The organism is Allosphingosinicella deserti (assembly GCF_003012735.1).
GTDB lineage: Bacteria > Pseudomonadota > Alphaproteobacteria > Sphingomonadales > Sphingomonadaceae > Allosphingosinicella > Allosphingosinicella deserti.
Genome location: NZ_PXYI01000007.1, coordinates 207,078 through 232,723 on the forward strand (window position 1 = coordinate 207,078; position 25,646 = coordinate 232,723).

Annotated in this window: 27 protein-coding genes; 11 read left to right on the plus strand and 16 right to left on the minus strand. The window is 65.4% G+C overall.

The window, feature by feature from the left end; translation table 11 throughout:
* Positions 1 to 7: 7 nt before the first annotated feature.
* Positions 8 to 595, minus strand: coding sequence for an HD domain-containing protein (locus tag C7I55_RS20350; protein ID WP_199192964.1), 588 nt, complete (start codon positions 593 to 595; stop codon positions 8 to 10).
* A 101-nt stretch (positions 596 to 696) separates the two neighbouring features.
* Here C7I55_RS20350 and topA point away from each other — a divergent pair, with 101 nt between their 5' ends.
* Positions 697 to 3,315 carry a type I DNA topoisomerase gene (topA, locus tag C7I55_RS20355; protein ID WP_106514851.1) on the plus strand — a complete coding sequence of 873 codons (2,619 nt, stop codon included), beginning with the start codon at positions 697 to 699 and terminating at the stop codon, positions 3,313 to 3,315.
* The gene (locus C7I55_RS20360; RefSeq protein WP_106514852.1) at positions 3,315 to 3,617 is read left to right on the plus strand and encodes a hypothetical protein; all 303 of its coding nucleotides are present in this window, start codon (positions 3,315 to 3,317) and stop codon (positions 3,615 to 3,617) included. Before topA ends, C7I55_RS20360 begins: the two co-directional genes overlap by 1 nt.
* Here the strand turns inward: C7I55_RS20360 and C7I55_RS20365 are convergent.
* From C7I55_RS20365 to C7I55_RS20390, 6 genes are all read right to left on the minus strand, one after another.
* Positions 3,602 to 4,369, minus strand: coding sequence for a HesA/MoeB/ThiF family protein (locus tag C7I55_RS20365; protein WP_106514853.1), 768 nt, complete (start codon positions 4,367 to 4,369; stop codon positions 3,602 to 3,604). The two genes, C7I55_RS20360 and C7I55_RS20365, sit on opposite strands and share 16 nt — an antisense overlap.
* The gene (dut, locus tag C7I55_RS20370; protein WP_106514854.1) at positions 4,366 to 4,803 is read right to left on the minus strand and encodes a dUTP diphosphatase; all 438 of its coding nucleotides are present in this window, start codon (positions 4,801 to 4,803) and stop codon (positions 4,366 to 4,368) included. Before dut ends, C7I55_RS20365 begins: the two co-directional genes overlap by 4 nt.
* Before the next feature lie 316 nt (positions 4,804 to 5,119).
* Positions 5,120 to 6,349 carry a bifunctional phosphopantothenoylcysteine decarboxylase/phosphopantothenate--cysteine ligase CoaBC gene (gene coaBC, locus C7I55_RS20375; RefSeq protein WP_106514855.1) on the minus strand — a complete coding sequence of 410 codons (1,230 nt, stop codon included), beginning with the start codon at positions 6,347 to 6,349 and terminating at the stop codon, positions 5,120 to 5,122.
* Positions 6,350 to 6,354: 5 nt separating this feature from the next.
* Entirely contained in the window at positions 6,355 to 7,230 is an 876-nt protein-coding gene (locus tag C7I55_RS20380; RefSeq protein WP_106514856.1) for a nucleotidyltransferase domain-containing protein, read from the minus strand.
* Complete coding sequence (gene ubiB, locus C7I55_RS20385; protein WP_106514857.1) at positions 7,227 to 8,762, minus strand: 2-polyprenylphenol 6-hydroxylase; 1,536 nt, start codon at positions 8,760 to 8,762, stop codon at positions 7,227 to 7,229. The genes C7I55_RS20380 and ubiB overlap by 4 nt, the downstream gene beginning before the upstream one ends.
* 1 nt (position 8,763) lies before the next feature.
* Positions 8,764 to 9,492, minus strand: a complete 729-nt coding sequence (locus C7I55_RS20390) for a class I SAM-dependent methyltransferase (RefSeq protein ID WP_106514858.1) — start codon at positions 9,490 to 9,492, stop codon at positions 8,764 to 8,766.
* Positions 9,493 to 9,553: 61 nt separating this feature from the next.
* On the opposite strand from C7I55_RS20390, the gene mutM reads away from it, so the two are divergent.
* From mutM to C7I55_RS20410, 4 genes are all read left to right on the plus strand, one after another.
* The gene (gene mutM / locus C7I55_RS20395; RefSeq protein WP_106514859.1) at positions 9,554 to 10,369 is read left to right on the plus strand and encodes a bifunctional DNA-formamidopyrimidine glycosylase/DNA-(apurinic or apyrimidinic site) lyase; all 816 of its coding nucleotides are present in this window, start codon (positions 9,554 to 9,556) and stop codon (positions 10,367 to 10,369) included.
* Positions 10,370 to 10,508: 139 nt separating this feature from the next.
* On the plus strand, positions 10,509 to 10,772 hold the full coding sequence (gene rpsT / locus C7I55_RS20400) for a 30S ribosomal protein S20 (protein WP_106514860.1): 264 nt from the start codon (positions 10,509 to 10,511) through the stop codon (positions 10,770 to 10,772).
* A 401-nt stretch (positions 10,773 to 11,173) separates the two neighbouring features.
* Positions 11,174 to 12,571 carry a chromosomal replication initiator protein DnaA gene (gene dnaA / locus C7I55_RS20405; protein WP_199192971.1) on the plus strand — a complete coding sequence of 466 codons (1,398 nt, stop codon included), beginning with the start codon at positions 11,174 to 11,176 and terminating at the stop codon, positions 12,569 to 12,571.
* A 22-nt stretch (positions 12,572 to 12,593) separates the two neighbouring features.
* Entirely contained in the window at positions 12,594 to 13,040 is a 447-nt protein-coding gene (locus C7I55_RS20410) for a DMT family transporter (RefSeq protein ID WP_106514862.1), read from the plus strand.
* Between the two features lie 60 nt (positions 13,041 to 13,100).
* Here the strand turns inward: C7I55_RS20410 and C7I55_RS20415 are convergent, their stop codons facing one another.
* The 4 genes from C7I55_RS20415 to secB all read right to left on the minus strand — a co-directional run bounded on the left by C7I55_RS20415 (position 13,101) and on the right by secB (position 17,084).
* Positions 13,101 to 13,796 (minus strand): DUF4136 domain-containing protein, encoded by a 696-nt coding sequence (locus tag C7I55_RS20415; RefSeq protein ID WP_106514863.1) that lies wholly within the window; start codon positions 13,794 to 13,796, stop codon positions 13,101 to 13,103.
* Between the two features lie 134 nt (positions 13,797 to 13,930).
* Positions 13,931 to 14,923 carry a tryptophan--tRNA ligase gene (gene trpS / locus C7I55_RS20420; protein ID WP_106514864.1) on the minus strand — a complete coding sequence of 331 codons (993 nt, stop codon included), beginning with the start codon at positions 14,921 to 14,923 and terminating at the stop codon, positions 13,931 to 13,933.
* Positions 14,923 to 16,473, minus strand: coding sequence for a murein biosynthesis integral membrane protein MurJ (gene murJ / locus C7I55_RS20425; protein WP_106514865.1), 1,551 nt, complete (start codon positions 16,471 to 16,473; stop codon positions 14,923 to 14,925). Before murJ ends, trpS begins: the two co-directional genes overlap by 1 nt.
* Before the next feature lie 89 nt (positions 16,474 to 16,562).
* Positions 16,563 to 17,084, minus strand: coding sequence for a protein-export chaperone SecB (gene secB / locus C7I55_RS20430; protein ID WP_106514866.1), 522 nt, complete (start codon positions 17,082 to 17,084; stop codon positions 16,563 to 16,565).
* 174 nt (positions 17,085 to 17,258) lie between these two features.
* Between secB and C7I55_RS20435 the strand changes: the two genes are divergently transcribed.
* From C7I55_RS20435 to C7I55_RS20450, 4 genes are all read left to right on the plus strand, one after another.
* Positions 17,259 to 17,915 carry a Tim44/TimA family putative adaptor protein gene (locus C7I55_RS20435; RefSeq protein ID WP_146151097.1) on the plus strand — a complete coding sequence of 219 codons (657 nt, stop codon included), beginning with the start codon at positions 17,259 to 17,261 and terminating at the stop codon, positions 17,913 to 17,915.
* 167 nt (positions 17,916 to 18,082) lie between these two features.
* On the plus strand, positions 18,083 to 19,246 hold the full coding sequence (gene mltA, locus C7I55_RS20440) for a murein transglycosylase A (RefSeq protein WP_408640620.1): 1,164 nt from the start codon (positions 18,083 to 18,085) through the stop codon (positions 19,244 to 19,246).
* Positions 19,247 to 19,330: 84 nt separating this feature from the next.
* Positions 19,331 to 19,891 carry a Smr/MutS family protein gene (locus tag C7I55_RS20445; RefSeq protein ID WP_106514868.1) on the plus strand — a complete coding sequence of 187 codons (561 nt, stop codon included), beginning with the start codon at positions 19,331 to 19,333 and terminating at the stop codon, positions 19,889 to 19,891.
* A 110-nt stretch (positions 19,892 to 20,001) separates the two neighbouring features.
* The gene (locus tag C7I55_RS20450) at positions 20,002 to 21,717 is read left to right on the plus strand and encodes a putative bifunctional diguanylate cyclase/phosphodiesterase (RefSeq protein ID WP_106514869.1); all 1,716 of its coding nucleotides are present in this window, start codon (positions 20,002 to 20,004) and stop codon (positions 21,715 to 21,717) included.
* Here C7I55_RS20450 and dapE read toward each other — a convergent pair.
* Positions 21,675 to 22,814: a succinyl-diaminopimelate desuccinylase gene (gene dapE, locus C7I55_RS20455; protein WP_106514870.1), complete on the minus strand. Its 1,140-nt coding sequence runs from the start codon at positions 22,812 to 22,814 to the stop codon at positions 21,675 to 21,677. The two genes, C7I55_RS20450 and dapE, sit on opposite strands and share 43 nt — an antisense overlap.
* Before the next feature lie 51 nt (positions 22,815 to 22,865).
* Between dapE and C7I55_RS20460 the strand changes: the two genes are divergently transcribed.
* On the plus strand, positions 22,866 to 23,315 hold the full coding sequence (locus tag C7I55_RS20460; protein WP_106514871.1) for a cupin domain-containing protein: 450 nt from the start codon (positions 22,866 to 22,868) through the stop codon (positions 23,313 to 23,315).
* Here C7I55_RS20460 and C7I55_RS20465 read toward each other — a convergent pair.
* From C7I55_RS20465 to rpsF, 4 genes are all read right to left on the minus strand, one after another.
* Positions 23,309 to 23,980, minus strand: coding sequence for a glutathione S-transferase family protein (locus C7I55_RS20465; protein ID WP_106514872.1), 672 nt, complete (start codon positions 23,978 to 23,980; stop codon positions 23,309 to 23,311). The two genes, C7I55_RS20460 and C7I55_RS20465, sit on opposite strands and share 7 nt — an antisense overlap.
* Before the next feature lie 172 nt (positions 23,981 to 24,152).
* Positions 24,153 to 24,764 (minus strand): 50S ribosomal protein L9, encoded by a 612-nt coding sequence (rplI, locus tag C7I55_RS20470; RefSeq protein WP_106514873.1) that lies wholly within the window; start codon positions 24,762 to 24,764, stop codon positions 24,153 to 24,155.
* 12 nt (positions 24,765 to 24,776) lie between these two features.
* On the minus strand, positions 24,777 to 25,001 hold the full coding sequence (gene rpsR / locus C7I55_RS20475; protein WP_085218763.1) for a 30S ribosomal protein S18: 225 nt from the start codon (positions 24,999 to 25,001) through the stop codon (positions 24,777 to 24,779).
* Between the two features lie 18 nt (positions 25,002 to 25,019).
* Entirely contained in the window at positions 25,020 to 25,457 is a 438-nt protein-coding gene (gene rpsF, locus C7I55_RS20480) for a 30S ribosomal protein S6 (protein WP_106514874.1), read from the minus strand.
* Positions 25,458 to 25,646 lie beyond the last annotated feature (189 nt).

Genomic DNA, 25,646 nt, shown 5'->3' on the forward strand with positions numbered 1-25,646 from the left:
AGAGGGCTTAGCCAAGCCGCTCCATCTCCGCCGCCATGTTGCGCCGCGCCTGGGCCTCGTATCGGTCGCGCAGCGGCGGATATGGGTAGAGCGGGTCGGCAGCGAGGATATGCTCCAGCACTTGTCGACGTCCGGCGCGATAGAGCGCCTCCGGCACATGCGCATATTCCTGGCGGATCGCCTCGGCATAGTCCCGGTAGCGCTTCGGCGATTCGCCGAGGATGGAGAGATCGATCGAAACGAGGATCGCTCCCAAGCGGTCGCCCGGCGTCACCCGGTGCCCCTTGGTAAGCAGGATGAGACGCCCCACCTCTTGTGCTTCGCCGCTGCCGGAGCCGACCGCGGTCAGTTCCCGGATCGCGCGCTCTGCGCTGCGCGCCTCATTGTCGTTGCGGGTGGGATCGTAGATCGAATCATGCCAAAGGATCGCCAGGCGAAGCAGGTACCGTTCGCGATCGTCGATCCCGTCGACATGTGCGAGCTTCGTCAGGCAATCCTCGACATGGGCGAAGCTGTGATAGGCGCGTCCGGGCACGTCATGGTCGGCGCGCAGCCTGGCCTCGAGGCACTGCAAGGCGTCGGTATCGATCATCATGCTCAGATCCTACCCGGATCCGAGGATTGCCGACAGGCGCTTGACGCACGGTGGAGGCGATCTCCACTCTCGCGCGTACGTGTGAAGGATAGAAGCCCGCAATGAAGCTTGTCGTCGTCGAGTCCCCGGCCAAGGCCAAGACCATCGAGAAATATCTGGGCAGCGGCTACCGCGTGCTCGCCTCCTACGGCCATGTCCGCGATCTGCCCGCCAAGGATGGGTCGGTCGATCCGGACGCCGGCTTCGCGATGGAATGGGAGGCCTATGCCGACAAGGCGCGGCAATTGAAGGCAATCACCGACGAGGCCAAGACGGCCGACACGCTCATCCTCGCGACCGACCCCGATCGCGAGGGCGAGGCGATCAGCTGGCATGTCCAGGAGGTTTTGCGGAAACGCCGCGCGCTGCCCAAGGACGTCGAGCGGGTCACCTTCAACGCGATCACCAAATCGGCCGTGACCGAGGCGATGCAGAAGCCGCGTGCGCTCGACGAGGATCTGATCGATGCCTACCGGGCGCGCCGCGCGCTCGATTATCTAGTCGGCTTCACCTTGTCGCCGGTGCTCTGGCGCAAACTGCCGGGCGCCAAGTCAGCGGGCCGGGTTCAGTCGGTCGCCTTGCGCCTGATCGTCGATCGCGAGCGCGAGATCGAGCTGTTCAAGGCGCAGGAATATTGGAGCGTCACCGCCTTCATGGAGGCGGACGGCCAGGAATTCATGGCGCGGATGGTCCGCTTCAACGGCACCAAGCTCGATCGCCTGAGCATCGGCGACAAGGAAATGGCAGAGGCGGCGAAAGCCGCCGTGGAGGCGGGCCATTTCACCGTTGCGAGCGTCGAGACCAAGCCGCTCAGCCGCAATCCACCCGCGCCGTTCACCACCTCGACCCTGCAGCAAGAGGCCGCGCGCAAGCTCGGTTTCTCGGCCAGCCACACGATGCGGGTGGCGCAGGGGCTCTACGAGGACGGGGCCATCACCTACATGCGGACCGACGGCGTGCAGATGGCGCCGGAAGCGATTTCGGCCGCCCGCAAGGCGGTCGCCGACCGGTTCGACGCCGGCTATGTGCCGGACAAGCCGCGCCATTACGAGACCAAGGCGAAGAACGCCCAGGAAGCCCACGAAGCGATCCGTCCGACCGATTTCGGCAAGAACAAGGCTGGGTCTGGCGACCATGGGCGGGTGTACGAGCTGATCTGGAAGCGCGCGCTCGCCAGCCAAATGGCCTCGGCCCGGCTGGAGCGCACCACCGCCGAGCTTACCGACGGGACCGGCCAGCATGCGCTGCGCGCCACCGGCCAGGTCGTCCTGTTCCCCGGCTTTCTCGCGCTTTACGAGGAAGGCCGTGATGACCCCGATCGCAGCTCCGCCAAGCATGGCTCCGCTGATGAGCAGGACGAGGATGCGCGCCGGCTGCCGCGCCTTCGCGAAGGCGATGCACCGGCCAAGAAGCGGGTCGCGTCCGAACAGCATTTCACCCAGCCTCCGCCGCGTTATTCGGAAGCGAGCCTGGTCAAGAAGATGGAGGAGCTCGGCATCGGCCGGCCGTCCACCTACGCGGCGATCCTGCAGACCTTGAAGGATCGCGGCTACGTGCTCCTCGAGAAGAACCGGTTCACACCGGAGGAGAGTGGGCGTCTGCTCACCGCCTTCCTCGAGCGCTTCTTCGAACGCTACGTCTCCTACGATTTCACCGCCCATCTGGAGGACGAACTCGACGACGTCTCCGGCGGACGTGCCCAATGGCAGAAGGTGCTCGAGAACTTCTGGCGCGATTTCAAGCCGAAGACGGTCGAGATCATGGAGCAGAAGCCATCGGAGATCACCGCCGCGCTCGACGAGTTCCTGGCGCCGTGGCTGTTCCCCGACAAGGATGACGGCAGCGATCCCCGCGTCTGCCCGGCCTGCGGCGAAGGCCGGCTCGCCCTGCGCGGCGGCCGCTTCGGTGCCTTCGTCGCCTGCTCCAACTATCCCGAGTGCAAGTTCACCCGGCGGTTCGGCCAGGGCGGCGAAGAGGCCGGCGCCGGCGATGCGGGGCCGGCGGTGCTTGGCACCGATCCGGAGAGCGGCGAGGAGGTCAGCCTGCGCACCGGCCGCTTCGGCGCCTATGTCCAGTTGGGCGAGGGCAAGGAAGCCAAGCGCAGTTCGATTCCCAAGGATATCGGCCAGGCTGCGGTCGACCTCGAACAGGCGCTGCGCCTGCTTTCCCTGCCGCGCACGATCGGTCTGCACCCGGAGACCGGCAACCCGATCACCGCTTCGATCGGACGCTACGGGCCCTATCTCGCCCATGACGGCAAGTATGCGCGCTTGAGCTCGACTGCCGATGTTTTCGAGACGGGCATGAATGCCGCCGTCGTCAAACTCGCCGAGGCCGCCGCAGGCGGCGGTCGCGCCCGAGGCGCTGCGCGCGAGCCGCTGAAGGTGCTCGGTGCCCATCCGCGCACCGAATTGGAGCTCAAGCTGATGGAAGGGCGCTTCGGCCCTTACGTCACCGACGGCACCACCAACGCGACCCTCCCCAAATCGATGCAGCCAGACGCGCTGACGCTTGAGGAAGCGGCACAGCTGATCGATGAGCGGGCTGCCAAGGGCGCACCGGCGAAGAAGGGGCGCAAGGCCCCCGCCAAAAAGCCGGCGGCGGCGAAGGATGGTGCCACTAAGAAGGCACCAGCCAAGAAGGCACCGGCCAAGAAAGCCGCCGCCAAGAAGAAGGATTGATGCGCGGCTGGAGCTTCGCACGGGCAAGCGGGATCGGCACCACGGCCGGTCTCCTTGCAATCCTCCTGTGGCCGTTCTTCCGCCGCTTCGGGGGCGTGTTGACCTGGCCCTTTGCGATCCTTGCGGCCGTGATGGGGCTTTGCGGTCTGTCCATCCTCGTGATGACCCTGATCGACATGCTCACCCGGCGGCGTGGATCGCGGATCCGGCCGTTGCGCGGGTTCGATCTGGCGGTCGGACTTGGCCTGGTCGGACTGAGCATCCTGCAATTGCAGGATGTCGAGGGTCAGCTGCCGGCCTGAGGCGAGCAGCCGGAGCAGGCGGGATCCTTGACGATCCGGATCGTTCGCAACTCCGGCTTCAGGCCATCGAAGATGTGGAGCTTGCCCACCGAGCGTTCGCCGAATCCGATGATCTGACGGATCGCTTCGAGCGCGGCGAAACTGCCGGCCAGGCCAGCCATTGCGCCCAGAACGCCAAGCGCCGAGCAAGTGTCGCAATCGTCGGCATCGAACGCGTCGCCGACGAAGCAGCGATAGCAGGGCAACCCGGCCTCCCAGCCGCGAAAGGTGCCGATCTGCGCCTGAAACTGGCCGATCGCTGCCGACACCAGGGGGATCCTCTCGCGCGTGCAATGATCGGAGACAATCAAGCGGGTGGCGAAATTGTCGCAGCCGTCGAGGACCAGATCCGGATTGCCGATCAACGTCGCAGCATTCGTAGAGTTCAGGCGCTCCGCGATGCCGTCGAAGCGGATCGCCGGGTTCAGCCGACGGACCGCTTCGCCGGTGACCACCGTCTTGCCGCGGCCGATATCCTCGGTGCCGAACAGGATCTGACGTTGCAGATTGTCGAGGGAAACCACGTCGTCGTCGATCACCCGCAAGCGGCCGACCCCGGCCGCTGCAAGATATTGAAGCGCCGGCGCGCCGATGCCGCCGGCGCCGATCACCGTTACATTCGCCTCGATCAGCCGCTTCTGTCCGTCGCCGCCAATCTCCTTCAGGACGATATGACGGGCGTAGCGATCGAGTTGGTCGTCGGTGAGGCTCACTGGCCGGTCGAGCCGAAGCCGCCGGCGCCGCGATCGGTCTCGCCGAGCTCCCGGACTTCAATGAAGGCGGCCCGGAGCACTGGGGCGGGCACCAATTGCGCGATGCGCTCGCCGCGGACGATTTCGAACGGCGAGTCGCCGAGATTGGCGAGGATCACCTTCACCTCGCCGCGATAGTCGCTGTCGATCGTACCGGGTGTATTGAGGCAGGTGATGCCGTGTTTGAGCGCGAGGCCGGAGCGCGGGCGAACCTGGATTTCGTAACCGGCCGGAATCGCGACCGCGTATCCGGTCGCGACTGCATGACGCGCGCCAGGCGCGAGGGTCAGGCTTTCGGCCGCGACCACATCGAGTCCTGCTGCGCCTGCACTGGCGTAGCCGGGCAAAGGAAGTCCTTCGCCGTTCGGCAGTCGTTTGACTTCGATCTCGATCATTCTTGCCTCGCTCGCTGTGACACGTCCGCGCACCCGGACTCGTGAATCCGCCAGAAGCGCTACGAACCGGCCGTCGACCTGGCAACCTCCATTCGTGTGCTTGCTGGACGATCACGGCGACTGATCGTGATCATCGGCTTTCAGGTCGATATGCGGTTCAAGCCAAGCGCGCCCCGAAGCCGGCCCTATCGATCTCCACCGGCGCATTCGAATTCAAGCCCGCTCTGTGCGGAGCACGCGTCGCGCGCAGTCGGACAGCGGATTTCGCACCAGGCGGGATGAGGTCGCTCTGAGATGTGGGTCGCCAGAGGGCAAGTCACGTCGGACGGTCGGCCCTTGTCAGATGAATGGCGATGCGTTCCGCCAGCCGGGATGCCACCACGTCCTTGGGAGCCTCCTCCCAACTCTCCACTTCGCCGGAGGAGACGATATGGACCCGGTTGCGCTCGCCGCCCATGACATCGCCCGACACGTCGTTCGCAACGATCCAGTCGCAACCCTTGCGCAGCCGCTTGGTCTTGGCGGCCTCGACGACGTTCTGCGTCTCGGCGGCAAAGCCGACCAGGAGAGCAGGGCGATCGTCGCTTGCGGCGAGCCCGGCAAGGATGTCCGGATTCTCGGTCCAGCGCAACTGCGGGGGTCCGTCTGCCTTTTTGAGTTTCGAGCCGGCGCTCTCGACCCGCCAGTCTGCAACGGCCGCAACCAGGACCGCCGCATCGGCTGGAAGCGCGGTTTCCACCGCGGCCTTCATCTGCTCCGCCGTCTCGACATCGATCCGATCGACACCTGCGGGCGTGGGAAGGGAGACCGGTCCTGCGACCAGGCTCACGCGCGCGCCGCGCCGCGCGAGCGCTCCGGCGATCGCAAAGCCCTGCTTGCCCGAGGAGCGATTGGCGATCACCCGCACCGGATCGATCGGCTCATGGGTCGGACCCGCAGTGACGAGGATGTGTCTGCCCGCGAGATCGGCCGGTCGCGCGCCAGTCGCGGCTGCGCCAGGCCGAGCTCCCGCGAAATGCGCCTTCAGCGCGTCTACGATGACGGACGGTTCCGGCAGGCGGCCCGGGCCGTACTCGCCGCAGGCCATGTCGCCTTCGTCCGGCTCGACCACCGTCACGCCGTCTGCGCGCAGGCGTTCAACGTTGCGTCGGGTCGCCGCATGCAGCCACATGCGGACGTTCATCGCCGGCACCGCGATCACCGGCTTGTCGGTGGCAAGGAGCAGGGTAGCGGCGAGATCGTCGGCGATCCCCGCGGCCATCCTGGCCATGAGATCCGCCGTCGCCGGGCAGACCAGGACGACGTCGGCTTCGCGGCTGAGCTGGATGTGCCCCATCTCGACCTCATCCTTCAAATCCCACAGGCTGGTATGGACCGGCTGTTCTGAGAGGGCGGCGAGCGTCATCGGAGTGACGAACTCGGCCCCGCTTTTGGTCAGCACGCAGCGGACACTTCCTCCGGCCTTGCGGATCAGGCGAATGAGCTCGCAGGCCTTGTAGGCCGCGATGCCGCCGCCGACGATGAGGAGGATGCGCTTGCCGTTCACGCCGCTTATCTGGCAACTGCCGCTGCGAAAGTCGAGGTGTGGGCAGGGTCGAACCGTTCCAGCGCCGATCTGAACAATTGGTCGGCGGCGGCTTTCGCTTCCGGCGCCAATTGGCCGACAGCCCGCGGCAAGCGCTGACGGGCCGTGGCGAATTCGGCATCGACGAACGCTTCGATCGGCGGCGGCAGCGGGGCTTCGCCAAGCTCGCGCGTCTCCGCCTTGCGCAGGATCAACTCCTCGGTAAGCGCGCGCACATCCTCCGGAGCATTGCACTCAGCCATCAGGGTGGGAAAATGCATGGGCGCGATCGCGCGCTCCGGATGGAGCCGGAGCCAGCGCAGCGCGGCCGCCGGGCGCAGCGCGTAGAACAGCTTCTTGAGCTGCACGTGCTTGCCATCGGCAAAATAGGTGCGCCGCTGCTTCTCGCCGAGGTGCAGATAGTGGCGCGCCGTGCCTTCGCGATTGCCGTATCGTTCCGCGAATTCCCGCAGATCGGTGACGAACTGGACGTCGGCATCGTAGACGATCGGCGACATCAGCCATTCGACGATCACCGCATTACCCTTGAGCAGCAGCTTGAGCGCTTTGCCGAAGTCCCATCCATTGACGTCGAGCAGGCCTTCGAGCGGCGTCTCGATCACGTCCCGCATCTGCCAGGGAGACAGATAAGCCTCGGACCGGCGGACGAAGACGAAGCGGCAATCGTAATCGCTATCGGGCGACGGGAAGCCCCAGGCACGGCTGCCGCTTTCGATCGCAAGACCGATCGCCACATCATGCGCCTGCCGAATTTCGGCAATGCGCGTGTCTACGGCGGCCACGGCGTCGGGATCGAGATCGGCCGGAACATGGCGCAGCCGCTGCGTAAGCGGCCCACTCATGTCAGCAGCAAGGTCGCCGTGATCCCGAGAGCCGCCGACAGAAAGCCGGTCAGGACATAGCTGCCATAGCGGCGCGGTCGCACGACCAGAGCGACGTCAGCCATAGGCGGATCGGGCGGTGCGGCGCCGGGCGCAGGGTAATAATAGTCGATCCGTCGAATAAGGTCGGGGACCATCGCCAGGGTGCGGAAATCCCGAACCAGGCGATCGGCAAGCTGCGCCTCCGGCCCGAGTTCGCCGCGCACCCATTCGCGCAGGAACGGTTCTGCCGTCTCCCACATGTTGATGTCGGGATCGAGCGTGTGGGCGACGCCTTCCTCCATCACCATCGTCTTCTGCAGAAGCAGCAGGTGCGGTTGAGTCTTCATGTCGAAGTCTCGGGTGATGGTGAACAGCGAATCGAGCATCTGCCCGATCGAGATATCCTTCACCGGCAGGCCGCGGATCGGCTCCCCGGCCGCGCGGAGCGCGGTCGCGAATTCGTCGACATTGTGATAGGAAGGCACATATTGCGCCTCGAAGTGGATTTCGGCGACGCGCCGATAGTTTCCGGTGAGCAAACCATACAGGATCTCGGCCAGCCAGACCCGCGCCTGCCGATCGATCCGGCCCATGATCCCGAAGTCGATTGCCGCAAGCCGCCCGTCGGGAAGGGCGAACAGATTGCCCTGATGAAGATCGGCATGGAAGAAGCCGTCCACCACCGCCTGACGGAGGAACGCGCGGACCAAGGTGGCGGCCATCGCCTTCAGATCATGACCGGCATCGATCAGGGCCTGGCGATCGGTGAGCTTGATGCCGTCGATCCACTCGAGCGTCATCACTCGACGTGCCGTGCGGCTCCAGTCGATCTCTGGGATGTAGAAGCCGCTTTCGGCGACGAGATTCTGCCGAAGTTCGGATGCGGACGCGGCCTCCCGCCGGAGATCGAGCTCCCGTGCCGTCCATTGCTTGAAATGGGCGATCACGGCGCGTGGCCGGAGGCGCGCGACCTCGCCGCCCATTCCTTCCACCTGCGCCGCCGCCCATTGATAGGTGTCGAGCGCCCGTGCGAAATCCTCTTCGATGTTGGGCCGCAGCACCTTGATCGCAACCTGCCGCCCCTCGGTGGTGACGGCGCGGTGCACCTGGGCGATCGAGGCGGCGCCGACCGGCTCCTCGTCGATGCTGGAGAAGATCTGCTCGAGCGGGCGCTCGAGGCTCAGCTCAATCGCCGCGCGCACCTGGCTGAACGGCGCCGCGGGAAGATTGTCCTGCAGAAGCTGAAGGTCGTTCGCGGCCTTGGCACCGACCAGATCGGGCCGGGTGGCAAGCGCCTGACCGAACTTGATCGCAGCTGGCCCGAGCTCCTGAAAGGCCTCGCCATAGGTCGGCACGGCCGGGATGCGGGCGCCGAAGCGGGCAATGCGAGCGAGGCGGCGCACCTGCGGGGGCGTGTTCGGATCGCGCTCGATACCGCGAAGGGCACCGTGACGAGCCAGAACGCGTCCCCATTTGAGGAGCCGCCAGACGTGGACGACAGGGTGGGTCAAGTCAGACCTTCCAGCCGCTGTGAATCGCCACAAGGCCGCCGAGGATCGGCTCGACCTTGGTCTGCACGAAGCCGGCCTTGTCGATCATCGCCTTGAATTCGGCCATTGGCGGGAAGCGGCGGATAGATTCGACAAGGTAGCGATAGCTGTCCTCGTCCTGCGCGACGATCTTGCCGATCTTCGGCACGACCCGCATCGAATACGCGTCGTAGATCTTGTCGAAGCCGGGCCAGGTCGTCGTCGAGAATTCGAGGCAGAAGAAACGGCCGCCCACCTTCAGCACGCGGTGGGCTTCGTCGAGCGCCTTCTGGATGTGGGTGACGTTCCGGATCCCGAACGCGATCGTATAGGCGTCGAAGTGCCGGTCGCCGAAGGTCAGCTCCTCGGCATTCTGTCGGATCCAGCTGAGGCCCTCCAGCCCCTGCTTCGCCGCTCTATCCTTGCCAACGCCGAGCATCTCCTCGTTGATGTCGGAAACCGTCACACGTGCGCCGTGCCGCGCCATGCGGAAGGCGATGTCGCCGGTGCCGCCGGCCATGTCGAGGATCGATTCGCCCGCACGCGGTCTTACCCGGCGGACGAACATGTCCTTCCAGGGGCGATGCAGCCCCGCCGACATGAAGTCGTTCATGATGTCGTAGCGGGCGGCGACCCGAGAGAAGACCGAGCCTACGCGGCGGGTCTTCTCATCCGGTGCGACGTCCTCGAAGCCGAAAGAAACCTTGTCCATTGGAGCGCGCTCTAGCAGGGGTTTGCTCTCCTGTGCACTTGCCATCTTGTAAGGATCGATCTTGCCTGAACTGCCCGAGGTCGAAACCACGGTGCGCGGACTGGTTCCCGTGCTCGAGGGTCGACGGCTGACCAAATTCGAAACCCGCCGCGCGGATCTGCGCCGCGCCTTCGCCCCGGATCTTCGGCAGCGGCTCACGGGTGCGACCGTCACGAGCCTCGGCCGCCGGGCGAAATACGGGCTGATCGGAACCGATCGCGGCGATACCCTGATCTTCCATCTCGGCATGTCCGGTCGGTGGCGGATCGACCCGGCGGACATCGGCGCGCATGACCATGTGCTCCTGGAAACCGACGCCGGGCGGCGGCTGTCGCTCAACGATCCGCGCCGCTTCGGCTCGCTCGATCTCGTCCGAACCGAGGATCTGCCGCTTTACGGACCGTTCACGAAAATGGGGCCGGAGCCGCTCGGCGATGCGTTCAGCGCCGACTATCTGATCACCGCGCTCGAAGGACGGACGGCGCCGATCAAGGCGCTGCTGCTCGATCAGCGGATCGTGGCAGGGCTCGGAAACATCTATGTGTGCGAGGCACTTCACATGGCCGGCATCACACCGACCCGGCCCGGAGGACGTATTTCCGCGATGCGGATCGGGCGGCTGGTCGAGGGGGTGAAGCTGGTGCTCGCTGCGGCGATCGAGGCGGGTGGATCGACCCTGCGCGACTATGCGCGGCCTGACGGCGAACTCGGCTATTTCTCCAAGCAGTGGCGGGTCTACGGGCGGGAAGGGGAGGCGTGCCAGTGCGGCGCCCTGATTCGACGCCGTACCGATTCGGGCCGTTCGACCTTCTTCTGTCCGCGTTGCCAGCGTTCGTGAAAGCCATGGATCGACGCTGAAAGCCTGCAGAGCGAGTTGACCTTTCCCGGCCTCTCGCGTAGAGGGCTCGCCGAGCGGGTGCGGTTCGATTCCGCACCCTTTTCATTTACGAACACACCTTTAGCGAGGCCCCTGGAAGATGGCGAACACGCCGCAAGCAAAGAAACGCATTCGTCGCAACGATCGTCGCGCGCTCATCAACCGCGTGCGCGTCAGCCGCATCCGTACCTTCGTCAAGCAGGTCGAGGCGGCGCTCGAAGCCGGCGACAAGGCGACCGCGCTCGCGGCGATCAGCAAGGTTCAGCCGGAACTGGCTCGCGGCGTTGCCAAGGGTGTGCTGCACAAGAACACTGCGGCGCGGAAATTCTCGCGCCTGACGAAGCGTATCGCAGCGCTCGCATAAACCTTTCAAAAGGTTCAAAATGGACCCGTCGGCGCCTCGCCGGCGGGTTTTTTGCGTGTCTCAAACCTGTCACAAAAAAGTCAGCAAATACCGCGATTCGCGGGTTGCCGCGGTGCAGCAAATGGCAGTTTTCCGCCGTTTCTACGCAAATCCGCGGGAATCCTGTGTCAAATCCTTTATTTGCCATTCAGGCCTTTTCCGGCCTTGATCCACCGTAGTCCCCGTACCTAAAAAGGTCGCTCCGGCGGGGCGAATCTCCTGCCGGACGCACACAGCAAGAGTGGATTTCGAATCGGCGCTGCCGGGGGGCGTTGCCGTGGAGGTTCAGTCTTGCGCCAATTTCCGGGCCCTGTGTTTGGCCGTAATGAATAAAAGGGGGTGCCTTGGTGTCCAACAAGCCGATCAGAGGAGACGCCTATGCGGCTCCGGGTCAGCCGTCGCCCGATCCGCTGCAGGCGGCGTGGGAATCGATTCGTGCCGGGCTGCGCCGCGATTGCGGTGCGCGCACGTTCGACGGCTGGCTCCGTCCGATCGCGCTTGGAAATTACGACCTCGAGCATGGCACTCTGCGGCTCGAGCTCCCGTCGCAGTTCATGGCCGAGTGGGTGCAGACCCACTTCGCCGAACGGCTGGCGCTCGCCTGGCGCGCCGCCGTTCCGACCATTCGTCATATCGTGATCGGAGTCGGCGCCGCCGCTCCCAAGACGGCAGCCGTCGTAGAAATACCGGCGCCGCCCGCCGAGGAGGAGCCTGCAGTCGAGAAGGACGGCCTGTACGCCGTTGCGCTGGAGCCCCGATATCGCTTTGACAATTTCGTTATCGGCAAGGCGAACGAAGTCGCCTTCAACGCGGCGCGCACGCTGGCGACGGCCGAGAACGTTGCCTTCAACCCGCTGTTCCTCCACGGCGGCACCGGCCGCGGCAAGACCCACTTGCTGCACGCCATCGGACATGAATTCCACCGGCAGCGCCCGCGCGCCAAGATCATCTACATGTCGGCCGAAAAGTTCATGGTCGAGTTCGTCGCCGCGCTTCGCGCCAACGAGACGATCCAGTTCAAGCAGCAGCTGCGCTCCGCCGATCTGCTGATGATCGACGACGTCCAGTTCATCGCCGGCAAGGAATCGACGCAGGAAGAATTCTTCCACACGATGAACGAGATCATCTCGGCCGGCCGCCGGCTGGTAATCTCATCCGATCGCGCGCCCCAGGATCTCGACGGCATCGAACCGCGCATTCTGTCCCGCCTGTCGTGGGGCCTCGTCGCCGACATCAATCAGGCAGATCTCGAGCTTCGGCTCAACATCATCCTCAAGAAGCTCGAGGCGCTGCCGGACGTGCAGGTGCCCGAGGACGTCGTGATGTTCCTCGCCAAGCGGATCAATTCCAACGTCCGCGAGCTCGAGGGCGCACTCAACCGCATCGCCGCCTATGCCGCGATGACCAACCGCGCCATCGATGTCGATTTCGTCACCGAGGTCTTGGCATCGACGCTCCGCGCCAATCAGCGCCGGATCTCGATCGACGAGATCCAGACCCGCGTCAGCGAACATTACCGGATCCGCAAGGCCGAGATGACCTCTGCGCGCCGGGCCCGCGAAGTCGCCCGGCCGCGCCAAGTGGCAATGTATCTGTCGAAGCAGCTCACTCCGCGCTCGCTGCCCGAGATCGGCCGCCGCTTCGGCGGGCGCGATCACACCACCGTGATTCACGCCGTCCGCCAGATCGAGAAGCTTCGCGCGCAGGACCCGGAGCTCGATTCCGACATCCGCCTGCTCGTTCGTCAGCTCGAGGGCTGACGCGCACGGCGCGGACGATCGCGTGAACCCGCTCGTCGCCATCGGCGTCGTCCTGGCGCTGATCAGCGGCACGTTCGTTGCGCTGCAGCCGCCGACCAACGCGCTGATGGCACGCGCGGTCAATTCGCCGGTCAATGCAGCGCTCGTGAGCTTCACCGTCGGTACGATCGCGTTGCTGGTCGTGGCGCTTGCGCTCGGCGTGCGTCCAAATGTGGCGGGCGTTCGCGGGCTTCCCGCTTATGCCTGGCTGGGCGGCCTCTACGGCGCCTTTTTCGTCTTTGCCGGGACCTTTGCCGCGCCGCGGCTCGGCATGGCGCTGTACATCGCGCTGCTGATTGCCGGACAGCTCGGCATGTCGTTGCTGCTCGACCATCTTGGGGCCTTCGGGCTGGACCGTCAGCCGATCAGCATCACGCGTGTGTTCGGCGTGCTGCTGATCCTCGCCGGGGTGCTGCTCATCCGGCGTTGAGCCGAACGAAAAAGGAGGGCCGGTTTCCCGACCCTCCTCTCGATCCGTCTCCCGTCCGGTTCATCCCTTGCGTGCGGGCGGCGGCACCGTGATCTTCACCTGCTCGCCATTGTTTCCGGGGAAGCCGGTAAACATCGCTTCGACGAGGTTCGGAACCAGGGTGCGCAGATCGTCGGTGCGGGAGCGCGCCTTGGCGGTGCCTTCGAACACCTTCTGCCCGTCCGAAGCGCGGCGGATGTCGAGGTCTAGGAAGCTGTTGTAGACGGTGTAGACGTCGATATCGTCATAGCCGACCCCCCAGAACGGATCGTCCCAGCCGAAATAGAAGGGGCTGCGGCGGCCGTAATAGCCGAAGCGCGAATAATAAGGACGATAGCCGCCCCAGCCCCCGTAGCTACCCCAACCCCGGCCAAAGCCGAAGCCGAACGAGGAGCGGAAGCCGGGCCGCTCGACGACCTGCTGGCGGCCGTCGTCGACGCCATAATCGAGCGAGACGATCAACGTGGCGGCGTCACGCGACGGCGCTTCGCTATAGCCTTGTTCGATCAGGCTGCGGCGGACGAGGTCGGCATATTGGGCGAATTCCAGGCCGCCGCGGTCGTCCGGATCGGCGGCCTCGAGGGCGAAGGTCTGGCCTTGCGGGGCCGGCATTTGCTGGAACCGCGACACCTTTGCGGGGAAGCCGGTGGCGCAGGCGCTGAGCGCCAGAAGCGCCGCCGGTGCGGCGAACGTGAGAATCTTCTTCGAGAGAGACATTGAGACGCGACCTTTCAGACCGGAGTCGTATCGGTAACTGTATAGGAACCGAAGCTTTTTAGAAGGTTCCGGCTGAATGCAGCCTGAAGGTCGCAACAGCGTCGATGCTGAAAGCAGGTGTACGCAGAAAAGCCTTATCTTTGAAGGCCGAGGGCTTCATAGGCACCGGCAAGCGTCGGCGCCCCAAGCGCCGTTGCACGCTCCGATCCTCGGCGCAGGATCGAGTCGAGCTCGTCGGGATTGGCCTTGAGCTCGTCCAGCCGGTTCTTGATCGGGCGCATCGACTCGATGAGCAGCTCGGCGAGCGCCGGCTTGAACGCACCGAATCCCTGGCCTGCGAAATCGTCGAGCACCGCCTGAGCCTCACGGCCGGTAAGCGCCGCGTAGATCGCCACCAGATTGCGGGCTTCCGGACGCCCTTCGAGTCCCTCCACGCTGTCGGGCAGCGGCTCGGGATCGGTCTTCGCCTTGCGGATCTTCTGCGCGATGGAGTCGCTGTCATCGTTCAGGTTGACGCGGCTCATGTCGGACGGATCGGATTTCGACATCTTGGCGCTGCCGTCGCGGAGCGACATCACGCGCGCGCCGGCCTTGCCGATCAGCGGTTCGGGGAGGGTGAAGAGCTCGACGTCGAAATCGGTGTTGAACTTGGTGGCGACGTCACGGGCGAGCTCGAGATGCTGCTTCTGGTCCTCGCCGACCGGTACATGGGTCGCCTGGTAGAGGAGGACGTCGGCCGCCATCAGCACCGGATAGGCGAACAGGCCGACGCTTGCCGCCTCCCGGTTCTTGCCCGATTTCTCCTTGAACTGAGTCATTCGGTTCAGCCAGCCGATCCGCGCGGTTCCGTTGAGCAGCCAGGCAAGCTCGGCGTGTGCGGGCACGCGCGCCTGGTTGAACAGGATCGACCGGTCGGGATCGATACCGCAGGCGATCAGCGCCGCGGCCATCGCGCGGACATTGTCGCGAAGTTCCGCAGGATTGTTGTGGACGGTAATTGCGTGGAGATCGGCGAGGAAGAACAGGCACTCGCCCTCGTCCTGCATCTCAACCCAGCGCTTGATGGCGCCGAGATAGTTGCCGAGGTGGAGATTACCGGTGGGCTGGATGCCCGAAACGATGCGCATCACGCTGCCTTCTTGCGCCTGAGGAGGATGAGGACGTCTTCGCGGTTGATCGCGCCGATCGTCCAGGCCACGACGAAATAGACGATCCCGCCGACGGCCACGAGGATGGCAACGCCGAGCAGGCGATGGCCGACCGAGCCGTCGAACCAGCCGGTGAGCAGCGACCGGGTTCCCCAAAGCGCCGCCGTCATCGCCAGCCCGGCGAGCAACTGGCGGGCTATGCGCCACCAGATCTTCGCCTCGAGGCGGAAATGGCCGCGGTGGCGGAGGATCAGGTACAGCATGATCGCATTCAGCCAGGAGCAGGCGGCAATCGCGAAGGCGAGCCCATAGATACCAAATGGCGGGATCAGCGCGAAATTGAGCACGATGTTGGCGACGAGGACAATCACGGCGGTCTTAACCGGAGTCTTGGTGTCCTCGCGGGCGTAGAAGCCCGGAGTGATTACCTTGACCAGCACGTAGGCTGGAAGACCGGAGACGATGATCGCGAGCACGTTTCCAGTGATCCGGGCATCCTCGACCGTGAAGCGGCCGCCTTCGAACATCGCCGTGACCAGCGGGCCCGCGACGATCGCCAGCGCGAGTGCCGCAGGGAGGCAGAGCAGCATCGACAGTTCGACCGCCTGACCCTGCACACGCGCCGCCTCGTCCGGCTCGTTGCGCGCGATGAAGCGGCTGATCTGCGGCAGGATCGCCGTGCCGAGCGCGGTTCCGATGACCGACAGCGGCAGCTGGTTCAGACGATCCGAATAGTTGAGATAGGACATCGATCCTTCGGGAAGCCTCGTGGCGAAGAAGGTGTCGATGAGCTGGCTGATCTGGTAGACGCCCGCGCCGAGCGTCGCCGGAATCACGACGATGAAGAATTGCTTCACGCTGGGCGTGATCTGCGGCTTGCGCAGGCGCAGCGATACGCCGGCCTTACGAGCGCCGTGCCACACCAGGATCAGCTGCAGCACGCCGCCGATCGTCACGCCGATCGCCAGCGCCGTCGCGCTGCGCACGCCGCCGTCCGGCACGATCAGCAAGGCGGCCAGCATGGCGATGTTGAGGAGGGCAGGGGCGAACGCCGCGGCCGCGAAGCGGGTCAGCGAATTGAGGATACCTGAGAAGAAGGAGACGAGGCTGATCAGCAGCAGGTAGGGGAAGGTGATCCGGGTCAGGAACACGGTCAGATCATATTTCTCGCCGACATAGCCCGAGGCGATCGCCGACACGAACAAAGGCATGATCAGCTCGAAGACGAGCGTGAACACGAACAGGGTGGGGAGGAAGACCGCCAGCACTTCTTCCGAAAACTTCTTCGCTTCCTCCATTCCGCCGGGACCGTGGAAGCGCTGGCTGAACAGGGGCACGAAGCCGGCGGAAAAGGCACCTTCGCCGAACAGACGGCGGAAGGTGTTGGGCAGCCTGAACGCGACCAGGAAGGCGTCGGCCGCGCCGGATGCGCCCATGATCCGCGACATCAGCATCTCGCGTGCAAAGCCGAAGACGCGGCTGACCATGGTCAGTCCGCCGATCGTGCCCATCGCTTTCCACAGATTCACGGTTCAGCGTCCACCCGGAGCCAGAGAATAGATCATGCAGAGATGTCCCGGGCGAACCCGCCCGGGACGATCGCCTGGGGACATGAGGCTCAAGCCTCGCCGCCAATCTCGTCTGCGGTGACTCCGCCCTGATCGGCAAGATGCTGGGCCATGCGCTGCATGAACAAGGCGCCGAAATCGATCGGTTCGAGAAGCAGCGGCGGGAAGCCACCGTCCTGAACCGTATGATTGACGATCTGGCGCGCGAACGGGAACAGGATGCGCGGTGCTTCGGCCAGCAGGAAGGGCTGAACCTGCTCCTGCGGCACGTTGCGCATGCCGACCAGACCTGCGTAGAGAAGGTCCACGACAAAGGCGGTCTGACCGTCGAAGGTCGAGCGAACTTCGATCTTCAGGCTGACCTCGTGGATCTCGTCGTTCAGCTGCGTCGCGCCGATGTTGAAGTCGACCGCGATCTGCGGCTGGCCCTGCCACTGGTAGACGGCCGGCGCGTTCGGGTTTTCGAAGGAGAGATCCTTCACATATTGCGAGATGATGCCGGCCTGCGGCGTTTCATCGGCGCCGTTCGTAAGCTGCTCAAACGCGCCTTCCGCGCCCTGCTCTTCGGCCATGATGTCTTGCTTTCGATTACGGATGGATGCCGTCCGCGAGCGCCGCGGCCGTGCCGGGGGCGGGTAGCAGGAGCGCCGGGGGCACGCAACATGATGAACGAGCGGGTCATGGAACCGCAGCCCATTTGAAACCTTCAGTGTCTGTGCCTATGTAGGACGCTGTACTTCCCGGAGATGAGCGTGACGATCGAGATTGTGCTTCTGGCGATGGTAGCCCTGTTCGTGGGGCTGCGCCTCTATTCGGTGCTCGGGCGCCGCACGGGGCACGAGCAGCAGCCGATCCTGCGCCCGGCCGAGACCGGAGCCGCTCCGGACGCCACGGCGCCGATCGCCGAGCCGAGCGCCGACAGGCCCGAGACGAGTGGTCTCGTCTACGAGGACAATGCCGCCGGCGGCATCCGCGCCATCGTTGCGGCCGATCCCGGCTTTGATGTGGGCCGGTTCGTTGAAGGCTCGCAAGCGGCCTACCGCATGATCCTGGAAGCGTTCTGGCGCGGCGACCGTGAGGATCTGCGCTTCCTCACCGCCCCGGAAGTATTCGCGACGTTCGATTCGGCGATCACCGAGCGCCAGGCCGCCGGAGAAACGCTGGACAATCGATTGGTCTCGATCGAGCGGGCGATGATCCAAGACGCCCGCCTGAGCGGCCGCGTCGCGGAGGTTGACGTTCGCTTCGACGCGGACATCGCCGCCGTGACCCGCGACCGGGAGGGCAATGTGATCGCCGGAACGATGACAGATGCGATCCCGACCCACGACGTGTGGACCTTCCGCCGGACGCTGGGCAGCCAGGATCCCAACTGGCTGCTCGTCGAGACCGACGAAGCCTGATCCCTGACGCTCCCGGCCATACGCGCGCTTTCCTAAGGCGGGCCGGGAGGGTTATGCCCTGTCCGGTGTCCACATTCGAATCACATGGTGTAGTGCAGCCGCGCGCACCCCGGCGCCCCACGCGGCGAACAGCATCGCCGTTCAGGCATTTTCCGTCTCTTGTCGGAATGATGATCGCGCTGGCAAGCTGCAGCCAGCGCACCGTGCCGCCGTCGACTCCGCCGGTACCTCCCGAGCCACCCAAGCCGCAGACCGCGTTCGAAAGCGGAGCAAGAGCGGGGCCTGGTATCGAAACAGTCGCGCTGGCGGAGATTGCGGCCGCGCACGCCGCATTCAAGATCTCCTGTCCGGCGGTGACCAAGCGGCAGGATGCGAGCGGTCTCACCCGTCCGGCCGACTGGATTCCGGCCTGCACGAGCTTGCCGCCGGCCGGCGTGACCGATCCGGCGGCGCTGTCCTCCTGGTTCCGTTCGAATTTCGAGCTGGTGGAGGTCGGCGACGGCGCCGCCTTCGTCACGGGCTATTTCGAGCCTGAGATTGCCGGCGCGCGGACACCCCAGCCAGGCTACGAAATTCCGGTTTACCGCAAGCCCCCGGATCTCGTCGAAGTCGACGCTGCGGCCGCGGCGGCGGCGGGAACGCCGCGGCGCGGCCGTCTCGTCGATGGCGTCATCGTTCCCTATTTCGATCGCACCGAGATCGAGGAAGGCGCGCTGGCCGGGCAGGGGCTGGAAATCGGCTGGGCGGCGGACGCAATCGACTTCTTCTTCCTGCAGATCCAGGGATCTGGGCGGTTGCGCCTTCCGGACGGCGGAGTGATGCGGATCGGCTATGCCGGCCAGAACGGCCGCGAATATGTCGGCATCGGCAAGTTGATGAAGGATCGCGGGCTGCTCGGTCCGGGTCAGACCAGCATGCAGGGGATCGTCGCCTGGCTCCGGGAGCACCCGGAGGAGGGGAAGGCGATCATGCGCGAGAACAAGAGCTACATCTTCTTCCAGGAGCTGACCGGCCCCGGGCCGCTCGGGGCGCTGGGCCTGCCGGTGACGCCGCGCAGGACGGTGGCGGCCGACCCGAAATTCGTGCCCCTCGGCGCCCCCGTTCTGCTGCAGCTCGATCGTCCGGAGGCGAGCGGACTATGGGTCGCTCAGGACACCGGTGGCGCGATCAAGGGTGCAAACCGGTTCGACACCTTCTGGGGCGCGGGGGCAGATGCGGCGCGGATCGCCGGGGGAATGCAGGGCAAGGGACGTGCCTATGTCGCCGTGCCCCGCGGAACGCTCGCGAGGCTCGAACGCGAGCGATCCCTGCCGAAGCAGCCGGCAGCGTGACCGGCGGCCGGCACCTCAGGCGCAGACACGTTCCGCTTTGCCGCTCGACGCGCCAAACCTTGTCGCCGCAAATGATCAGGCGCGATGCGACGCCTCAACCCTGACGAGGAGCGGCTCTGGGCCAAGGTGGTCGAGAGCGTCCGCCCGATCCGCGCCAAACCTCTGCCGCCGGCTTCCGGTCTGCCCTCCACCGCCGCGACGCCGGAATCTGCGCGTCCCGCGGATTCCAAGCCCGTGCGCGGCCGGCGCCCCCCCGAACGGCCGGCGCAATTGCAGTCCCCGCAATCCCCGCCGGCGCCGAGCCATGAATCCACCCTCGACGGCAGCTGGGATCGTCGGCTCTCGCGCGGCCTTGCCCAGCCGGATTATGTTCTCGATCTCCACGGCCACAACCTCTCCACGGCCTACGATCTGCTCGACAGCCGGCTGGAGATGGCAATCGGCTCCGGTGCTCGGCTACTGTTGCTGATCACCGGCAAACCGCCGGGCGCGGAGCGGCCCGTCAAGCGCGGCGCAATCCGGGCGGCTGTGGGCGATTGGCTGGCTGCGTCGCGCCATTCCCGTGATATCGCCGCCGTACGGAATGCCCATCCTCGCCATGGCGGTACGGGCGCGCTCTACATCATCCTTCGCCGCCGCCGCTGAAGGGCCGCGTCCGCACTCATCAATTGGTAACCGCCGATCCTTATCGTGAACGGAAGGACGTGTTTCCAGGAGAAAGCGCGTCCCGGGCACGAAGTGGGGCCGGCGACAGCATGCGCGAAAGCTTGAGCAGGATCGGCAATACCTTTCTCTCTGTTTTCGCAGGGGTCGCCTCCTTCGTGCTGACGCTTCTCGGTTTCCTGCTGCTTGGCCGGGTAGATCAGCAGATCGTCGCCTCCCTCTTCATCGGCCTGTTTGCCCTGCTGATCGTGCGGGTGGCGACAGAGCGGCCGAACACCCGTCATGCCAAAGCGATGGCGGCGCTCATCGACCGGCTGCTTGCGGTCGGTCGCGGCGATCTCATCTCTCCGGCCCCCACGATATTGCGCACCGACATGCCCGCGCTTGCAGGTGCGGTAGACGGCTTATTCGAGCAGGTCCGGACCAGCCTCGAAAATTTCCACACGATGGCGATGTACGATCCGGTCACCTCGCTTCCCAATCGCCTGCACTTCCGCAGGGAGGCCGCGCGCATCCTCGACGGGCGTCGGCTCGATCAGATGTCGGCCCTGTTGTTCATTGATCTCGACGGATTCAAGGAGGTCAATGACCGGCTTGGACATGCCCAGGGCGATCAGGTGCTGACGATGGTCGCCAACCGGCTTCGGGACGTCGTCACCAGCGGGACGATCACCGGCAGGCTCGTGCCGCCCTTGCTCGCGCGCCTTGCCGGCGACGAATTCACCTTGCTGCTGCCCGACGTTTCGAGCCGGGAGGAAGCATTGCGGATCGCCGACAAGGCTCTGAGCGCGCTCTCGGAGCCGTTCCGCTGCGCTGCCCAGACCAGCCAGATGGGCGCATCGATCGGAATCGCCTTGTGCCCGGACGACGTCATGGACCTGACCGGGCTGATGAAGGCCGCCGACACGGCCATGTACCATGCCAAAGCGAGCGGGCGCGCACGCGTCTGCCTTTACGATGCGGATCTCGCGCGCATCTCCCGCGAGCGCGCGCGGCTGGAGGATGCGCTGGCGCAGGCGATCGGCAGTCGCCAGCTCCAGCTGGTCTTCCGGCCGGAACTCTGCCTCAAGACCGGGGCGATCCTGGCGGGAGAAGCCCTGGTGCAGTGGACCCGCGCCGACCGCGAGCCCATTCTGCTCCCGGATCGGGTCGGTCTCGCCCCCGATCCAGAGCTCGTCGAGGCACTCGGTGACTGGACGGTCGAGGCGGTAGCAATGGCCAGCGCGCGCTGGCGTTCGGCGGGGTTCGGGCAGAGGCTGAGCATTGCCTTGCCGCCAGGCTTCCTCGAAAGTGACGACATCGCCGAGCGGCTGGAGGGCGCCTTCGCTCTCGCCGGCCCGGAACCGTGGACGATCGAGCTCGAAATCGCCCACAGCCAGTTGTCGGCATGTTCCCCCGACGTGCGCACCCAACTGGAGCGCCTCCGCCGGCGCGGCATCGCGATCGCCCTGCGCGGCTTCGGCACCGCGGAGACCAATATCGCAGCCCTTGGTTCGTTCCCGACCGAGCGCGTCAAGCTCGATCCCTCCCTGGTCGCCGAGATCGACGTCTGCGACCGAGCTCGGACGATCCTTGCGACCCTGGTGCACCTTCTGCACGCGCTCGGCTGTACTGTAGTCGCAGCGCCAGTACGGCGTCAGGAACAGCTCGAGGTGCTGCGGGCGATCGGGTGCGATACCGTGCAGGGCTTTTTTGAGGCCGAGCCGATGCCCGAGGACGCCTTCATCGAATGGGTCCAGTCGCAGGGCGGTGCGCGCAATTTCGCTCAACCGGCAGAGGCGAGTGCCGCCTCGACGATGCGGGCATAGATCCGGGCCAGCGCCCGTATGTCGTCGACCGCCGCCGCTTCGTCGAGCTTGTGCATCGTTGCATTGAGCAGGCCGAAATCCACCACGGGGCACAGAGCGATCAGGAAGCGCCCGTCGGACGTGCCGCCGCTGGTCGAGAGCCGCGGTTCGATCCCGGTCTCCGCCCGGATCGCGTCGGTGACCAGCTGGTAGAGCGGACCCGGCGGCGTCAGGAAGGCTTCGCCGGAAATCTTCGCCTCCACGGTCGTGCCGGGCGCGGCCGCCTCCGCCGTCTTGCGGACGAGAGCGATCATTTCCGCGCCGCGGTGCAGGTCGTTGAACCGGATGTTGAGCTGTGCCGTCGCGCTTCCGGGAATGATGTTGGTTGCGCGGCTACCGGTCTCGAGTGCCGTGATTTCGAGGTTCGATGCCTGGAATGCGTCGGTGCCATGGTCGAAATGGAGCGCATCGAGTGCGGCGATCACTCTGGCGAGCTTCGGCACGGGATTGTCGGCGCGGTGGGGATAGGCGACATGCCCCTGAACGCCGGGCACGGTGACCCACATGTTGACGGTGCCTCGGCGCCCGATCTTGACGACGTCGCCGAGCCGGATCTCTGATGTGGGCTCGCCGATCACGATCATGTCGGGCTTGATGTTCCGCTCGGCCAGCCACGCCATGATCGAGACGGTGCCGTAAAGGGCGGGCCCCTCCTCGTCGCCGGTGATCAGCAGGCTGATCGTACCCGGATGGTCGGCGAGTTCGGAGCAGGCCGCCACGAAGGCCGCGACTCCGCTTTTCATGTCGACGGCGCCGCGGCCGTAGAGCAGGCCATCCTTGATCTCCGGTGTGAACGGGTCGCTGCGCCAACCCTCGCCGGGAGGAACGACGTCGAGATGGCCGGCAAAGGCGAAATGGGGCGCGCCGCTGCCGCGGATCGCGACCATGTTCTCGACCGGTCCCTCCGGTTCCGTTCCCGCCAGGAAGCGATGGACTTCGAAGCCAAGCGGGATCAGCGCGTCCTCGAGCACATCGAACACGCCAGCCGATCGGGGCGTGATGCTGGGGCAGGCGATCAGCCTTGCGGCGAGATCTACGGGGTCGATTGCGCGCGTCATGGCCGGTCGAGTAGCAAGCGCGCATCTGCTCCACCAGTGGAAGACACGAGAATGCCCAAGATCGACCTTGCCGCGATTCCCCAGACCAACCGAACCGGCTATCCGGAGCCGTATCGCGACGCGATGGACAAACGCTGGTATCGGCGGATCGCACCCGTCGCCCGGATCGAGGATTTCGGAGTCAGCCATGTCGTGCTGAGACCGGGCGGTATCTCCAGCCAGCGCCATTGGCACGAGGGCGAGGACGAGTTCGTCGTGATGCTCTCCGGCGAGGCCGTGCTCGTCGAGAATGAGGGCGAGACGATTCTACGCGCCGGCGAGTGCGCCGCCTTCCCCAAAGGCGTTCCGAACGGTCACCATCTCCGCAATCGCAGCGACCAGGACTGCGTCTTTCTCGCGATCGGCAAGACGGCGACGACCGACTGCCATTATCCCGACGTCGACATGCACCTCGATGCTGCGAGCGGCCTGTTCACCCACAAGGACGGCAGTGCTTATTGAGCAGCCGCCGCCTCTTCATATTTCTCGATCACCCAGGGTTCCTCCTGGGCCGCTTCGAGCCATTCCTGCAGCCACGGATGGGCGAGCATCGCGTCCATATAGGCGGCGGCGAAGCGCGGAACCGGGATCGAATAGGTGACGAAGCGCATCACCACGGGCGCGAACATGATATCGACGGCGCCGAACGTTCCGAACAGATAGGGGCCGCCGCCACCGTGGCGGGCACGCGCCTGCGCCCAGAGCTCGAAGATCCGGACCAACTCGGCGCGCACGTTCTCGGATAGTTCCCGCGGCGGAAATCGCTTGCGAAGGTGCATCGGGCATTCGCGCCGCAGATTCTCGTAGCTCGAATGCATCTCGGCGGCCATCGACCGCGCCATTCCGCGGGCAACCTCGTCCTTGGGCCAGAAACGGTCGCGATCGGTCTTGTCGGCCAGCCACTCGACGATGGCGAGACTGTCCCAGATCACCGCCTTGTCATCCCACAGGATCGGCACCTTGCCGCCCGAAGGCGCGAATTCCTGGCCCTCGCGCCGGCGCTCCCATTCCTCGTCGAACATCGGAACGGTGATTTCCTCGAAGGTGAGGCCGGATTGCTTCACGGCCAGCCACCCGCGCAGCGACCAGGAGGAATAGGCCTTGTTGCCGATGATGAGCTTGAGCATCTTCTCTTCCGCCTGACCTGCAATGCCTAGTGTTCGGCCCGCTTTAGAGTTCCATGACGGCTCCGGTCCAGCCACCGCCACGCAATCGCCGCCGCGGCGATCCTGGGTCGCGCAAAAAAAGGCCGCCGCCCACGCGGGGCGGCGGCCTTTCTTGTCTCGGTCGCGTCGAGGCTCAGGCCTCGCTGGCGGCCTCGTCGTTGGCACCGCTCGTCTCGGCGGTATCGGCCGGAATTTCACCCGGCTCGGCGTTCGGATCGCGATCCTCGGTGAAGCCGGCTTCACCGCGATCGAACATCGCCGCCATGACGTCGACGCCCTGCGACTGAAGCTCGGCCTCTTCGGGCGAGCGAGCGACGTTGACTCGGATCGTCACCGACACTTCGGGGTGAAGCGCGATGCGGACGTCCTGCATGCCGATCGCCTTGATCGGGCGATCGAGGACGATCTGGTTTTTGGCAATCTTGTGGCCTTCGGCCTCAAGCGCCTCGGCGAGATCGCGCGCGGACACCGATCCGTATAGCTGGCCGGTGTTCGACGCCTGCCGGATGAGCTGGATCGTGACGCCGTCGATGCCGGTGGCATCTTTCTGAGCGACCGAGCGACGCTCGGCGTTCTGGGTCTCGATGCGCTCGCGGTTGGCTTCGAATACCTTCCGGTTGGCGTCGTTGGCGCGGAGCGCCTTGCCGTTCGGGAGGAGGAAGTTACGGGCAAAGCCGTTCTTCACCTTTACCACGTCGCCGATGGCGCCGAGCTTCTCGATTCTCTCGAGCAGAATGACTTCCATTGCTCGCGCTCCTTACTTCACGACGTAGGGGAGAAGGCCGAGATGGCGAGCGCGCTTGATCGCCTGGGCGAGTTCGCGCTGCTTCTTGGCCGAAACCGCGGTGATGCGGCTGGGAACGATCTTGCCGCGCTCAGAGACGAAGCCCTGGAGCAGGCGGACGTCCTTGTAGTCGATCCGGGGAGCGTCCTTGCCCGAGAAGGGGCAGCTCTTGCGGCGGCGGAAAAATGGGCGTGCCATGATGCTGGTCCTTCTCTCTTACGCGTCGGCTTCTTCGCGGCGCGGGGCACGATCGCCGCGGTCACCACGATCGCCACGGTCGTCGCGATCGCGACCACGGCCGCCACGCTCACCACGGTCACGCTCAGAGCGCTCGTTGCGACGCATCATCGCCGACGGACCCTGCTCGTGCTCGTCGACACGAACCGTCATGTAGCGGATCACGTCTTCGTTGATCTGGGTCTGGCGCTCGAGCTCGGCGACAACCGTCGACGGTGCTTCGAAATCGAGAGCGACATAATGCGCCTTGCGATTCTTGGCGATCCGGTAGGCGATGCTGCGCAGGCCCCAGGTCTCGGTCTTGACGACCCGACCGCCATTGGTCTCGATGATGTTGGTTGCGGCTTCCGCCAGCGCGTCGACCTGGCTCTGAGCCAAATCCTGACGCGCAAGAAAGACATGCTCGTAAAGCGGCATGTATCTTCGTCCTTGTGTTGACCGATCGCTGACGCCGCCCAATGCGGGCGCCCCTCCGGCTGTCGTCATTGTGTTCATTTGAAAAAATGAAGCGGGGGCCGAAAAGCTGACGCTCTCCGCCCCGCGCGCCGCCCTTGGCCGATCAGGGGCAAAAAGGCAAGCCCTGCTTGCGCTTCGGGCCGCTCGTGG

Excerpts from the sequence above, each read along its gene's own strand:
- rpsR (WP_085218763.1), bottom strand. The coding sequence starts at position 25,001 with ATGGCACGCCCATTTTTCCGCCGCCGCAAGAGCTGCCCCTTCTCGGGC.
- C7I55_RS20380 (WP_106514856.1), bottom strand. The coding sequence starts at position 7,230 with ATGAGTGGGCCGCTTACGCAGCGGCTGCGCCATGTTCCGGCCGATCTC.
- C7I55_RS20360 (WP_106514852.1), top strand. The coding sequence starts at position 3,315 with ATGCGCGGCTGGAGCTTCGCACGGGCAAGCGGGATCGGCACCACGGCC.
- secB (WP_106514866.1), bottom strand. The coding sequence starts at position 17,084 with ATGGCCGAAGAGCAGGGCGCGGAAGGCGCGTTTGAGCAGCTTACGAAC.
- rpsT (WP_106514860.1), top strand. The coding sequence starts at position 10,509 with ATGGCGAACACGCCGCAAGCAAAGAAACGCATTCGTCGCAACGATCGT.
- dut (WP_106514854.1), bottom strand. The coding sequence starts at position 4,803 with ATGATCGAGATCGAAGTCAAACGACTGCCGAACGGCGAAGGACTTCCT.
- C7I55_RS20390 (WP_106514858.1), bottom strand. The coding sequence starts at position 9,492 with ATGGACAAGGTTTCTTTCGGCTTCGAGGACGTCGCACCGGATGAGAAG.
- C7I55_RS20415 (WP_106514863.1), bottom strand. The coding sequence starts at position 13,796 with ATGTCTCTCTCGAAGAAGATTCTCACGTTCGCCGCACCGGCGGCGCTT.
- C7I55_RS20460 (WP_106514871.1), top strand. The coding sequence starts at position 22,866 with ATGCCCAAGATCGACCTTGCCGCGATTCCCCAGACCAACCGAACCGGC.
- rplI (WP_106514873.1), bottom strand. The coding sequence starts at position 24,764 with ATGGAAGTCATTCTGCTCGAGAGAATCGAGAAGCTCGGCGCCATCGGC.
- mltA (WP_408640620.1), top strand. The coding sequence starts at position 18,083 with ATGATGATCGCGCTGGCAAGCTGCAGCCAGCGCACCGTGCCGCCGTCG.
- rpsF (WP_106514874.1), bottom strand. The coding sequence starts at position 25,457 with ATGCCGCTTTACGAGCATGTCTTTCTTGCGCGTCAGGATTTGGCTCAG.
- C7I55_RS20445 (WP_106514868.1), top strand. The coding sequence starts at position 19,331 with ATGCGACGCCTCAACCCTGACGAGGAGCGGCTCTGGGCCAAGGTGGTC.
- topA (WP_106514851.1), top strand. The coding sequence starts at position 697 with ATGAAGCTTGTCGTCGTCGAGTCCCCGGCCAAGGCCAAGACCATCGAG.
- C7I55_RS20450 (WP_106514869.1), top strand. The coding sequence starts at position 20,002 with ATGCGCGAAAGCTTGAGCAGGATCGGCAATACCTTTCTCTCTGTTTTC.
- trpS (WP_106514864.1), bottom strand. The coding sequence starts at position 14,923 with ATGCGCATCGTTTCGGGCATCCAGCCCACCGGTAATCTCCACCTCGGC.
- C7I55_RS20435 (WP_146151097.1), top strand. The coding sequence starts at position 17,259 with ATGAGCGTGACGATCGAGATTGTGCTTCTGGCGATGGTAGCCCTGTTC.
- C7I55_RS20465 (WP_106514872.1), bottom strand. The coding sequence starts at position 23,980 with ATGCTCAAGCTCATCATCGGCAACAAGGCCTATTCCTCCTGGTCGCTG.
- C7I55_RS20350 (WP_199192964.1), bottom strand. The coding sequence starts at position 595 with ATGATGATCGATACCGACGCCTTGCAGTGCCTCGAGGCCAGGCTGCGC.
- dapE (WP_106514870.1), bottom strand. The coding sequence starts at position 22,814 with ATGACGCGCGCAATCGACCCCGTAGATCTCGCCGCAAGGCTGATCGCC.